Origin of the sequence: Anaerobutyricum hallii DSM 3353 (assembly GCF_000173975.1) — a bacterium.
GTDB lineage: Bacteria > Bacillota > Clostridia > Lachnospirales > Lachnospiraceae > Anaerobutyricum > Anaerobutyricum hallii.
Map to the genome: position 1 here is coordinate 1 of NZ_ACEP01000054.1, position 11,468 is coordinate 11,468.

10 protein-coding genes and 2 pseudogenes are annotated in these 11,468 nt (G+C 38.1%); 7 read left to right on the plus strand and 5 right to left on the minus strand.

What is annotated here, in order from left to right; translation table 11 throughout:
• Position 1: 1 nt before the first annotated feature.
• The 3 genes from EUBHAL_RS04655 to EUBHAL_RS04665 form a co-directional block, all read right to left on the minus strand.
• The gene (locus tag EUBHAL_RS04655; protein WP_044922025.1) at positions 2-1,333 is read right to left on the minus strand and encodes an MATE family efflux transporter; all 1,332 of its coding nucleotides are present in this window, start codon (positions 1,331-1,333) and stop codon (positions 2-4) included.
• A 56-nt stretch (positions 1,334-1,389) separates the two neighbouring features.
• Complete coding sequence (locus tag EUBHAL_RS04660) at positions 1,390-1,845, minus strand: MarR family winged helix-turn-helix transcriptional regulator (protein WP_005345482.1); 456 nt, start codon at positions 1,843-1,845, stop codon at positions 1,390-1,392.
• A gap of 665 nt (positions 1,846-2,510) precedes the next feature.
• On the minus strand, positions 2,511-2,870 hold the full coding sequence (locus EUBHAL_RS04665; protein WP_005345487.1) for a desulfoferrodoxin family protein: 360 nt from the start codon (positions 2,868-2,870) through the stop codon (positions 2,511-2,513).
• A gap of 269 nt (positions 2,871-3,139) precedes the next feature.
• Between EUBHAL_RS04665 and EUBHAL_RS04670 the strand changes: the two genes are divergently transcribed.
• The 5 genes from EUBHAL_RS04670 to EUBHAL_RS15230 all read left to right on the plus strand — a co-directional run bounded on the left by EUBHAL_RS04670 (position 3,140) and on the right by EUBHAL_RS15230 (position 8,577).
• Positions 3,140-4,312 carry a PP-loop family protein gene (locus tag EUBHAL_RS04670; RefSeq protein ID WP_005345488.1) on the plus strand — a complete coding sequence of 391 codons (1,173 nt, stop codon included), beginning with the start codon at positions 3,140-3,142 and terminating at the stop codon, positions 4,310-4,312.
• 163 nt (positions 4,313-4,475) lie between these two features.
• A complete protein-coding gene (locus EUBHAL_RS04675; RefSeq protein WP_005345489.1) occupies positions 4,476-5,960 on the plus strand; it encodes an AAA family ATPase in 1,485 nt (494 codons plus the stop codon).
• Between the two features lie 123 nt (positions 5,961-6,083).
• The gene (locus tag EUBHAL_RS04680; RefSeq protein WP_242648740.1) at positions 6,084-7,034 is read left to right on the plus strand and encodes a TAXI family TRAP transporter solute-binding subunit; all 951 of its coding nucleotides are present in this window, start codon (positions 6,084-6,086) and stop codon (positions 7,032-7,034) included.
• Positions 7,035-7,053: 19 nt separating this feature from the next.
• The gene (gltS, locus tag EUBHAL_RS04685) at positions 7,054-8,241 is read left to right on the plus strand and encodes a sodium/glutamate symporter (protein WP_005345526.1); all 1,188 of its coding nucleotides are present in this window, start codon (positions 7,054-7,056) and stop codon (positions 8,239-8,241) included.
• A gap of 141 nt (positions 8,242-8,382) precedes the next feature.
• Positions 8,383-8,577 (plus strand): hypothetical protein, encoded by a 195-nt coding sequence (locus EUBHAL_RS15230; RefSeq protein WP_044922040.1) that lies wholly within the window; start codon positions 8,383-8,385, stop codon positions 8,575-8,577.
• 46 nt (positions 8,578-8,623) lie between these two features.
• On the opposite strand, the pseudogene EUBHAL_RS16725 reads toward EUBHAL_RS15230, so the two are convergent.
• Positions 8,624-8,800 (minus strand): annotated as a pseudogene (locus tag EUBHAL_RS16725) (DUF6783 domain-containing protein).
• Here EUBHAL_RS16725 and EUBHAL_RS16730 point away from each other — a divergent pair.
• Positions 8,768-8,851 (plus strand): annotated as a pseudogene (locus tag EUBHAL_RS16730) (DUF6783 domain-containing protein); the annotation flags it as partial. The pseudogenes EUBHAL_RS16725 and EUBHAL_RS16730 overlap by 33 nt on opposite strands.
• On the opposite strand, the gene EUBHAL_RS04700 reads toward EUBHAL_RS16730, so the two are convergent.
• The gene (locus EUBHAL_RS04700; protein ID WP_005345538.1) at positions 8,848-9,771 is read right to left on the minus strand and encodes a cation diffusion facilitator family transporter; all 924 of its coding nucleotides are present in this window, start codon (positions 9,769-9,771) and stop codon (positions 8,848-8,850) included. The pseudogene EUBHAL_RS16730 and the gene EUBHAL_RS04700 overlap by 4 nt on opposite strands.
• Before the next feature lie 127 nt (positions 9,772-9,898).
• On the opposite strand from EUBHAL_RS04700, the gene EUBHAL_RS04705 reads away from it, so the two are divergent.
• Entirely contained in the window at positions 9,899-11,263 is a 1,365-nt protein-coding gene (locus EUBHAL_RS04705; protein ID WP_005345540.1) for an MATE family efflux transporter, read from the plus strand.
• The last annotated feature ends 205 nt before the right edge of the window (positions 11,264-11,468 follow it).

An 11,468-nucleotide genomic window follows, 5' to 3' on the forward strand; every position in this document is an offset into this window, starting at 1 on the left:
ACTAAACATAGTGATATTTTTTTCTTTGCTTGATGAAGAAGGTGATAGTTACGCATAATGTCATTAATTCTGCAATTCCGACAGCGCTCCAGATTCCATTGATTCCCAATAATGTTGGAAGTAAAAGGATCATAATAATCTGGAAGACCAGGGTACGCAGGAAGGAAATTGCGGCGGATATAACACCGTTGTTCAGTGCGGTAAAGAAGGAGGAACCGAATATATTGAAGCCATTAACCAGGTAAGCAAGACAATAAATGCGGAAACCGTGTTCTGTCATGGCAAAAAGTTCTGCATCGTATCCAACAAAAAGTTTGGAGAGAGGAGCGGCGAGTAGCTGTGAGAGTAGTGCAAGCATGATTCCCCATGTACCTATTAAGCAAAGGCTTTTCCTAAATAGATTTTTAAGTTCGTCCTGATTCCCAGCACCATAATGATAACTGATAACCGGCGCACTTCCAATGGAATAACCGAAAAATATTGCAAGGAAAATGAAGTTAATGTACATCATTGTCCCATAAGCTGCGACTCCATTTTCGCCGGCAAATTTCATAAGCTGTATGTTATAAAGTGAGTTCATAATGGAACTGGAAAGATTCGTCATAAGCTCAGAAGAACCGTTAATACAGGTCTGTAAAAGCACATGACCGTTCCAGTGGGTTTTACCAAGACGGAGCAAGCTGGAATTTTTCCTTGTAAAATAAAAAATAGGAAAGAGTCCGCCAATAAATTCGCCGCATACTGTCGCAAGCGCAGCTCCGGCAAGTCCAAATCCTAAAATGCCGACAAATAGAAAATCAAGTACCATATTTGTCACACCAGCTGCAATGACAACGTAAAGACCAAGATGCGGTTTTTCTGCTGTAACAAAAAAGCTCTGGAATACATTTTGCAGCATAAAGGCAGGCATGGAAATAAAAGAAAGTCTGGCGTATAAAATGCAGTTAGAAAGAAGCTGGCCTTTTGCCCCGAGAAAGGAAGCAATTGCCGGGATGAAAATTGTTCCAAGAATGGATAAAAGGATACCGCCGATTGCCGTCACATAGATGAGCATGGAAAAATATTCATTTGCCTTTTCTCTCTTTTTTTCTCCAAGCATCCTGGCAACAATTGCGCTGCCTCCTGTACCAATCATAAATCCAAGAGCGGATAATCCCATTATAATTGGGAGTGTCAGATTAATAGCAGCAAGAGCTGTCTTACCAACGAAATTAGATACAAAAAGTCCATCTACCACACTATAAATCGAAGTGAAGATCATCATGATAATAGAGGGTAGAACAAAACGCAATAATTTTTTATAAGTAAAATGTTCGGATAATTGAATTTTCATAAAAACTCCTTGATACATTGTTATTTAAGGTAAAATGTTTATCTAATTTCTTAAGTTTAAAGTTTTGAAAACTTTTCCCGCAATGCAGTAGTATATTTACTATGTAACTTTAGCAATAAATTACATTCTTCGAAACTTAATTCAGTAAAAGCTTCATTTTCTGCTTCTACGATAGGAAAAATAGTCTCTTTTAATAAAGTATGTCCACTTTCCGTCAAAAGAATGTGCTTGCTGTGGCCTTTTCCATTAGAAAGAGTGAGATAACCTTCTTGTTCTAATTTACGAATAGCGGAGTTAACAGTCTGCTTTGGAATAAAAGTAGCATCGCAGACATCTTTTTGCAGGCAGCCCTCCCCGACTTCGCAGATGGTATATAAAATGTCAAATACGCTGTTGGAAAGCCCGAATTTTGAAGCAGCATCTCGGTAAATATCATTCACTTCTTTATAAATACGATTATATTCCCGTAAATTTGAACTCATATATGGAGTAGTGGAAAAATTATCTTTCATAAAAAATTCCTTTCATAAAAAAAGTATGATTTCGTACTTACGGTATTATAGTACGAAATCATACTTAAGTCAAGAGCGAAAATATAGTACAATAGGAATTTGTCAGTGAAATAATAATTACCGCAGGCAAGAAGACACACTCAAAGAGAGCAGGTATCCTATATTTTGACTCTATCACTTGCGGGTTAAATGTTCGCCTCCGCGCTCACATTCAATCCTCGTTCTAAGGCCACAAATATAGGATACCTGCTCTCTTTGGGTGCTGTGTTTTGGCCGGAGATGGAATTACTATTTCATGTTGGAGTGATTGGGGAATCGCCAGAAGATTATGGCCTTTTAAAAAGTTGAGTCATAAGAGTTCGATACTTATATTATTGTTTTAATGTGTAAAAATAATAATTTTTCTTATGGATTTCTGTGTCAATTCTTTGAAATTTAGTTTCCCAGATAGCTTTATTCTCCTGTCTTCTTCCCCAAATCTTTTAATAAATTTGCCGGATTGAAACAACCAGAACCCCCAGAGAAAATATACCCTATATCTGTGGCCTCGGAGCAAGGTTTGGATACGAGCACTTAAGCGAATATTCAAACCGCCGCGACTAAAGTCACAGATATAGGGTATATTTTCTCTGGGGGTTCGTCTGTTTACTCACCCCGGCAAATTCCTATTTATCCTTCCATAATCCGTGGAGATTGCAGTATTCGTAAGCTGCTACAAATTCATCTCCATCAGCTAATGTAAATGTAGCCTTCGGAGTATCTCCTGGCTGGAATTTATGGAGCTGTCCACCGTTCTTTGTTTCGATATATACGCCCATAATATAATGTTCTGGAAGCATTGGATGTTCTACGGAGGAAACAGCAACGGTAATCTTATTACCTTCCTGTGTTACTACAGGAACGTGTTTCTCTACAGCGGCATCTGTTGTGTTCGCTTTTAAATTCTTAAGGTTCTCTACAGAGGAACCTGCCCCAAATAATTCTAATAATACTGTTCTGTCTTCTGTACGATAAAATTTAGCCATGTGTTCTTCTCCTTTTCTAAAATTTTAATATGGTTATAATACCTCTTGTAAATAAAAATAGTAACTATTACTGTGATTAGATTATAACCCATGAGAAATGAAATGTCAATATAAAAATACCTGTATTATTCTATGATTTTTGATGGAAAATCTTAAAAAAACGTGATAATATCTCTCTGTGAGTTTTTCAGAATGTATTTCAATCTGTTTAATGGTAAAAATAGAAGTTTGAGAATGATAAAAAGTTATAAAAATGAAAGGGTAAATAGATGGATATTACAATAAATGAGTTAGGACAATTAACGCCAGACAGCTATATATTACTTGATATGCGTGGAGATGTAGAAGTAGGACACGGAATCATTCCCGGAGCAATTCATATGAGCAAGGAAGAAATTTTAGAAAAATATTCGGGTGGACTTGTAAAAGCAGATGAGGCAGAGGCGGCAGAAAGAGAAGATTCTGCGGAAAAGAAGCTGATTATTTACTGTGCGCGAGGACGTATTAGTCAGGAACTTGCAGAAGAATTACGCGATAGAGGATATGATGCATATAGTTTAAAAGGCGGATATACTTCCTGGTTGTTAAATGAAATGAAGAATCAGCAGGCAGACGAGGTATGTGCACAGGTAGAGAAGAGTATCCGAAAAAAGTTTCGTAAGAATATCTGGTGTAAGTTTACAAAGGCGATTAATCAGTATGAACTTGTAAAAGAAGGAGATTGTATTGCGGTATGCATTTCTGGCGGAAAGGATTCTATGCTGATGGCGAAGCTTTTTCAGGAGTTAAAACTGCATAATAAGTTTCCATTCGAGGTGAAGTTTGTAGTTATGGATCCAGGATATAGTCCGGAAAACAGAAAGGTTATTGAAGAGAATGCAAGAAAATTAAAGATTCCTATTCATATTTTTGAATCTGATATTTTTGAATCTGTATATCATATTGAAAAGTCTCCATGTTACCTCTGTGCCAGAATGAGAAGAGGGTATCTCTATAATTTTGCAAAGGAATTGGGCTGTAATAAAATAGCTCTGGGACATCATTATGATGATGTTATTGAGACGATTCTTATGGGAATGCTTTACGGCGCGCAGATCCAGACGATGATGCCGAAACTTCATAGTACGAATTTTGAGGGGATGGAATTGATTCGTCCATTATATCTTATCCGTGAGGATGATATTAAGGCATGGAGAGATTATAACGATCTTCGGTTTATTCAGTGTGCATGTAAATTTACAGATACTTGTACAACATGTAATAACGAGGAAAATCAGTCTAAGAGAGTAGAGATAAAGCAGCTTATTGCAGAAATCAAAAAGAAAAATCCATATGTTGAAGCACATATCTTTAAGAGTGTGGAAAATGTAAATATTGAAACTGTTATCGCCTATAAAAAAGATGGAGTGAAACATCATTTTTTAGATAATTATGATTTGTAAGGGAATATGTTACATAGGAATTGCTTATTATTTTAAACAAAAACGGGTTTAAATTGTGTTTGTGTAAAACATAATTTTTCTTTCCTTTCTTTGATATCCTTGCATTTTTATGATAAAATTATCTTCAAATTATACATTTACTATATATAAAAGGAGAACAATCATGCCAGTATTTGATTTTAGTAATATGCAGGCTAAAAAAGAGCCTGTACGCTGCACATACGCGATGGTTTACTCAGATAATGACCATGCTTCACCGGAAAATCCAATTCTTGTGATCGATAATCAAAAAAGAGAATGGAAACATCATTCCTTTGGTATTTTCGCAAATCCAAATAAACAGACAACTTTTGAATTTGAAGAAGAAGATGGCACAATCAGCGCAGATATCTTAAAGGTTGATGCCCGTTTTGTCAGTCTTTTAAAATGGCTTGGCGAACATCATATTCACGTTCAGCTTTCTGGTAAAAATGTTGAAGAGGGATATGCTGTTTACAAAATTCAGGAAATTTCTTTTGGTGGAAGAACAAAGTTATCTGCAGAAGATGGATTTTTACAGTTTATGATTGAACGTTTATTTGCCAGTCCTGCTCCAGCAGAAGAAGTAACAGAAGAAGTGGAGGAGGAAGACAGCGATGAGATGAAACTTACCAGTCTCCAGAGTATCACTGACTTCATGACCTGTGCCGGAAGAACACTTCCTGACAATATCCGTCTGTGGGCCAGAAGAAACCTGGCTGTTGCCCGTTCCCGCGAAGTTTCACCAGAAGAAAGACGTCATGCCCAGCGTGCTTTGTCCATCATGATGAATATTCAGTGGAAAAGTGATTATTTTAAATCAATTGATCCGGAAGAGGCCAGAAAAATTCTCGATGAAGAATTGTATGGAATGGAGCGCGTAAAACAGAGGATCATCGAAACCATTATCCAGATTAACCGTACACATACGCTTCCGGCTTACGGTCTTTTACTTGTAGGCCCTGCCGGTACCGGAAAGTCTCAGATTGCATATGCTGTTGCCCGTATTTTAAAACTTCCATGGACGACTTTAGATATGAGTTCTATCAATGATCCAGAACAGTTAACCGGAAGTTCCCGTATTTATGCCAATGCAAAACCGGGAATCATCATGGATGCCTTTTCTATGGCCGGAGAATCGAATCTTGTATTTATCATTAACGAATTAGATAAAGCCAATTCTGGTAAGGGAACCGGTAATCCAGCAGATGTTCTTCTTACTTTATTAGATAATCTTGGATTTACTGATAATTACATGGAATGTATGATTCCTACCGTTGGTGTTTATCCTATCGCAACAGCAAATGATAAGAGCCAGATCAGCAGTCCGCTGATGTCCCGTTTTGCTGTTATTGATATTCCAGATTACACGCCAGAAGAAAAGAAAGCGATCTTCTCCAAATTTGCGCTTCCAAAAGTTTTGAAACGAATTGGACTTCGTGAGGGAGAATGTATTATGACGGACGATGCGTTAGATGCTGTTATCGACATTTTCTCTGATACAACAGGTATCCGTGATTTAGAGCAGGCCGCAGAGCATATTGTGGCAAATGCGCTGTATCAGATTGAAGTTGATCATTTAGAACAGGTGACATTTACTGGAGAAATGGTAAGAGAGTTATTACTTTAAATTCTGGTTTGCCGCAGGCAAAGGAGGCTTATACAAAGGCAACAAAGGTGATAGTAAAATAATTTGAGATAAAGAGGTGTTTTGGTGAAAAAAAGATGGTTTGCTCTGTGTATGTGTATTGTTATGCTCGCAGGAATACTAACGAGTTGTGGTACAAATACAGGGAAAATTAAATTTGGTGCAGCAGGTCTTGGTGGAACGTATCGTGTATTTGGTGATACGTTTGCAAATCTGGTGACATCAAAAAATAAGAAGTACAAGATGGAAGTGAAGACAACGGCTGGTTCTGCAGCGAATCTTCGTCTGCTTTCGGATGGTTATATCCAAATGGCGGTTGCACAGACAGACTTAACAAATGATGCCTACGAGAGAACGGGTATTTTTGAGAATGAAAAGCAGCATGGAGGTTATAGTGCAGTTGCTGCATTGTATACAGAAGCGTGTCAGATTGTTGTAAAGGCAGATTCCTCTATTAATACGGTAGAAGATCTGCAGGATAAGAGAGTCAGTGTTGGTGAGGAAGAGTCTGGTACAGAGCAGAATGCGAAGCAGATTCTTGCAGCGTATGGTCTTAATGACAGTCTGGTTGATGAGGTGAATCTTGACTATTCCAATGCAGCGGAAGAACTTAGAGAAGGTAAGATTGATGCCTTTTTCTGTACCGCCGGAGCACAGACAACAGTTATTGGAGAACTTGCAAAGAAATGTGATATTCGTCTTCTGAGTATTGATGAGAAGAGTGCGGAAAAGTTAAAGGGAACATATAAGTTTTATACGGACTGTACGATTCCAAAAGAGACGTATAATGGACAGACAGAGGATGTTAAGACGGTTGGTGTGAAGGCTGTGCTTCTTGCAAGTGATAAGCTTTCTGCTGATACAGTAAAAGATATTACAAAGATTTTATTTGAGAATAAGCAGGAATTACAGTATGCTCTTCCAGTAGATATTTCGCTTGATGAGAAGTCTGCGGTGGAGGGAATCACGATTCCGTTTCATAAGGGAGCTGTGGCATATTATGAGGAATGTGGTATGGATGCAGCAGAACTAACAACAGAGAAAGAGAGCAATTAGTGGCCGAAGGTAATAGTTTATGAAGATTCAATTAGATATGTACCAGACAATTGCCGTAGCGGTAGTTGTTCTGATGTTAGGAAAGTTTTTAAAAGAAAGGGTGGAACTTTTAGAGAGGTTCTGTATCCCTGCGCCGGTTATCGGTGGTGTTATATTTGCGATTTTTACCTGTCTTTGCTATGTAACAGGTATCGCAGAATTTTCTTTTGATGATATTTTAAAAGAAGTTTGTATGGTATTTTTCTTTACATCAGTAGGATTCCAGGCAAATTTAAAGGTATTAAAGAGTGGAGGAAGGGCATTGATCGTATTCCTTGGACTCGTAATCACACTTATTTTATGCCAGAATTTCCTTGCAATCGGACTTGCAAAGCTTTTACATATCAGTCCGCTTGTAGGACTTTGTACAGGCTCTATCCCAATGATAGGGGGACATGGAACAGCAGGTGCCTTTGGTCCGGTTCTTGAAGACTTCGGGGTAAAGGGAGCAAGTACGTTATGTACAGCAGCAGCAACATTTGGCCTGATTGCCGGAAGTGTAATGGGCGGACCAGTTGGAAAGCGTCTTATTGAGAAGAAAAATCTTTTAGATACCGTTGTTGTGGAAGATGATAGTCTTTTAATTGAAGATGAGAGAAAGCATGAACGTCATGCAAGTATGTATCCAGCAGCAGTATTTCAGCTTATCATTGCCATTGGTATTGGAACGATCATTTCTAAGCTGTTATCACTTACAGGAATGACTTTTCCGATTTATATCGGAGCCATGATTGCAGCAGCCTGTATGAGAAATATTGGAGAGTATTCAGGAAAGTTCACGATTTACATGGGTGAGATCAATGACATCGGAGGTATCAGTCTTTCCCTTTTCTTAGGAATAGCGATGATTACCTTAAAGTTGTGGCAGCTTGCTGATTTGGCACTTCCACTGATTACGTTGCTTGCTGGACAGACGATTCTTATGTTCCTTTACACATATTTTGTTGTATTTAATGTTATGGGAAGAGATTACGATGCGGCAGTACTCTCATCGGGAGTTTGTGGATTCGGTATGGGAGCCACTCCAAATGCGATGGCAAATATGCAGGCAGTATGTGAGAAATACGCACCATCTGTCAAGGCATTTTTATTAGTTCCACTGGTTGGAAGTTTATTTGCAGACTTTCTTAACAGTTTGGCGATTACGTTTTTTATAAACTTTTTATAATTATTAAGAGCTGTCAAATGAGTAATGAATATGTGGATTGTTCAGAAAATTAAGCGGGAATCTTTGGTGATTCAATTGCCAGATTCTTCACTTACAGAGCTTAATAATTATAATTTTTACAGTATGAAAGAGGGATTTTTTATGTTTGGTAAAAAGAAAAAAGTAAAACACGCAGAGCGTCATGTAGATTATAAAGTATCTAGTGAGAATCTGGCTATGCCAGAACTTCATATTGGAGAAGATAAGGGTGAAGAACAGCCTGAAAAGAAAGACGATGGATTTATTACCTATGAGAATGTAGCAATTCCAGAGGTACATATTAAAAAAAGAAAGTAAGCAGGGCAATATATAAGAGGGAAGAATATTGCAGAATTAATAGATTTCAGAGCGTGGAAAACTTTTTCTGTTTTATGAAATTATCACAATTTTCTTCCGGAGCATTTCTTAAACACGCTCTAGAGCGTGTTTGAAAAATCATTCCTGCAATCTGCACGTCCCAATTTGCGGTATATTTTGTCTTCATTCAGTTGACGTAGCCCGCTACGCCGCCCTCATTCAGGCGAAATCTCCCACAAATTGTAACGCACATCTTACAGAAAGCATTTCTTAAACACGCTCTAGTCCGGTAAACTCAATATCTGGCAGAAGTTCAAAGTAAAAGTCAGGATATTTCTTTGCAAGCGCAAGAATACATTCATCTTGAAGAAATTTGAACTTGGATAGGGAAACAATGTCTTTATCAAAGGTGATATAGACACTGACCCAGAGTTTTCGTCCGGTTCTTACAATATCATAATAAAGATTTTTGTGACCGTAGATACCAATAATAGGTTCTACGGTTGCTTTAATATCCTCAATAGTTTCCTCTTCCGGTGGAATTAGCATCAGATCACGGAATCCGGTAATGATTGTGTGGATTGGTGCAGGAATCATAATAAGGGACAAAACAACTGTAATAATCTGGTCGAGATAAGGGACAAACTTCTGAAACCATGCAAAAGGAATAAACATTGGAAGCAAAAAGGCACAGGCCATACCAAAAGAAACAACACTGTCCATGCGCCAGCCCTGCATTTCCATATTAATAAGAGGGGATTGCATTGTTTTATTTTTTATGTAAAGATAAACTGTAACGATAATTCCAAGAACACAGGCAAAAAGTTCAAAATATGCGACAGTGTTAAATGAAATTATATGCCCGCCATGAATCATAAGGTTAATATTATTAAAAATTAATCCAAAAGTAACGGCTGTCATCGTTATACCCTTTATTACAATAAATAAGGTCTCTATCTGCGTGTATCCAAATGGATGCTGTTCATTTGCCGGCCGATAAAGAAATGGAATCAGAAAAAGTGATGGCAGAAGCATCACAAACTCTACCCCGTCATAGACAGCATCAAGCAAAACAGCCTGGGAACTGGTTACAATTGCCATGATAAGTTCGATTACGACAAAAAGTAAGTTGCCATAAAGTGAGACAGACATCGCTGACTTTTCTCTTTTTTGTGTTTTTCGTCCTACATGCATGATAATCCTCCCAAAGTGTGGTATAGTAGTAACTCTGAATAATTATAAAAGAAATTAAAAGAAAAGGCAAATTAAAAGAAATTTTGAAAGTATTTTTTTAATATGTCCTGAAAAAGGAGAGTAAAAGATGTCAAAAACGACAATTAACGATATGACCATCGGAAGTCCGGCAAAGCTAATCATCAAGTTTATGATACCGATGTGTCTGGGAAACTTATTCCAGCAGTTTTATAATGTAGTAGATTCCATCGTAGCAGGACAGTTTTTAGGAGTACAGGCACTGGCCGCAATTGGAAGTACCGGTTCTTTGATGTTCTTTGTCATTGGCTGGCTTAATGGCCTGACCAGTGGATTTGCGATTATGGTCGCTCAGTCTTTTGGTGCAAAACAATATGATAGAATGAGACATTATGTTGCAATGTCTATTTATTTATCCGTTGCATTTGCCCTTGTAATGACGATAGGTTTTTCTGTCGCAAATGAACAGATTCTTCGCCTGATGAATTATTCGGATGAAATCATGCCCTCTGTAAAAGGCTATATGGGAATTATTTATATGGGATTGCTTGTTACGGTAGCCTATGATGACCTGTCCGCTTTCTTAAGAGCCTTGGGAGATTCCCGTTCTCCATTATACTTTCTTATGATTTCTGCGGGTATCAATGTTGTACTTGATATTGTACTCATCGTAGTGATGGGAATGGGTGTAGAGGGCTGTGCTTATGCAACTGTAATTGCACAGGCAATTTCCGCACTCCTCTGTTTTATTTATATATGCAAAAAGTTCCCAATTCTTCGATTAAAGAAAACAGATTTCCAGATTGCATTAAAATCATTAGGCAAGTTATTAGGCCTTGGTATCCCTATGGCATTACAATTTTCCATTACTGCAATTGGAACAATCATCGTGCAGGGAGCCATCAATATTTATGGAGAAAACTGCATGGCAGGATTCTCTGCTGCCGGAAAATTACAAAATATTTTCATGACTGTCTTTGTAGCCTTTGGTGCAACAATTGCTACCTATGTCGGTCAGAACCGTGGAGCTGGTAAAATGGATCGTGTAAAACAGGGAGTGCGCTGCACACAGTATATGATCTGGGGATGGAGTGTTGTAAACATGATTGCAATGTTCTTCTTTGGAAAATACATGACTTATCTATTTATCAGTCCGTCAGAAACAGAAGTAATTAAAGTAGCGGTTACCTATTTCCATACTGTATTCTGGTTTTATCCGTTCCTAGGAAGTATTTTCCTTTACAGAAATACCTTACAGGGAATGGGCTACGGATTAATTCCTATGATTGGCGGAATCTTTGAACTTGTAGCTAGAACGGCAATAGTAACCTTAGTAGCGGGAAAAACCAGCTTTGCGGGTGTTTGTATGGCAGATCCAGCGGCATGGCTGGCAGCATTGGTACCGTTACTTCCATATTATTTCTACATAATGAGAAAATGGAAAAATTCTGATTTGTTGAATTGGCAAAACTGACGAAACATCGAAATCCCATCGTCCATATTTGTGATTTTAGTCGCGGCGCGTTGAATGTTCGCTTATGCGCTCGCATCCAACACTTGCTCCGAGACCACAAATATGGACGATGGGATTTCGATGTTTCTGACAGTGGTTTCTGAAGTAAAATCAGAAATCATGTTGAAGAGATTTGGGGATTCCCCGAAAGACTGTGATTTTATGA

Excerpts from the sequence above, each read along its gene's own strand:
- EUBHAL_RS04665 (WP_005345487.1), bottom strand. The coding sequence starts at position 2,870 with ATGGCTAAATTTTATCGTACAGAAGACAGAACAGTATTATTAGAATTA.
- EUBHAL_RS04655 (WP_044922025.1), bottom strand. The coding sequence starts at position 1,333 with ATGAAAATTCAATTATCCGAACATTTTACTTATAAAAAATTATTGCGT.
- EUBHAL_RS15230 (WP_044922040.1), top strand. The coding sequence starts at position 8,383 with ATGTTTGGTAAAAAGAAAAAAGTAAAACACGCAGAGCGTCATGTAGAT.
- EUBHAL_RS04660 (WP_005345482.1), bottom strand. The coding sequence starts at position 1,845 with ATGAAAGATAATTTTTCCACTACTCCATATATGAGTTCAAATTTACGG.
- EUBHAL_RS04700 (WP_005345538.1), bottom strand. The coding sequence starts at position 9,771 with ATGCATGTAGGACGAAAAACACAAAAAAGAGAAAAGTCAGCGATGTCT.
- EUBHAL_RS04705 (WP_005345540.1), top strand. The coding sequence starts at position 9,899 with ATGTCAAAAACGACAATTAACGATATGACCATCGGAAGTCCGGCAAAG.
- gltS (WP_005345526.1), top strand. The coding sequence starts at position 7,054 with ATGAAGATTCAATTAGATATGTACCAGACAATTGCCGTAGCGGTAGTT.
- EUBHAL_RS04670 (WP_005345488.1), top strand. The coding sequence starts at position 3,140 with ATGGATATTACAATAAATGAGTTAGGACAATTAACGCCAGACAGCTAT.
- EUBHAL_RS04675 (WP_005345489.1), top strand. The coding sequence starts at position 4,476 with ATGCCAGTATTTGATTTTAGTAATATGCAGGCTAAAAAAGAGCCTGTA.
- EUBHAL_RS04680 (WP_242648740.1), top strand. The coding sequence starts at position 6,084 with ATGCTCGCAGGAATACTAACGAGTTGTGGTACAAATACAGGGAAAATT.